This is a genomic window from Campylobacter sp. US50a, from assembly GCF_004379015.1.
GTDB classification, from domain to species: Bacteria; Campylobacterota; Campylobacteria; order Campylobacterales; family Campylobacteraceae; genus Campylobacter_D; species Campylobacter_D jejuni.
Genome location: NZ_RYYJ01000109.1, coordinates 1 through 247, shown reverse-complemented (window position 1 = coordinate 247; position 247 = coordinate 1). Strand labels below are relative to the sequence as shown.

At 32.4% G+C, this 247-nt stretch carries 1 pseudogene; it reads left to right on the top strand.

The window, feature by feature from the left end:
- A pseudogene (locus ELQ11_RS09835) lies at positions 1–247 on the top strand (conjugal transfer protein TraN); the annotation flags it as partial.

Sequence of the window (247 nt, the reverse complement as noted above, 5' to 3'; positions counted from 1 at the left end):
CTATATTACTGATATTGATGCAATTGATAGTTTTAAACTTGTTTATGCAGGAGCTGATGATTGGGTGGTTCCTTTTGCTCCAAATTCTACAGTTGCCGTTGTTGGTAATAAGCCAAATAATACTAAAGATGCACTAGATTACATTCCTTATCGCCCAAACAATGATAACTATGGTGAGCTTTCAAAATTTAGCGGAAAAAACTTAAACATAGAATTAAAACAATATTTGCACACAGGTATTAATAAG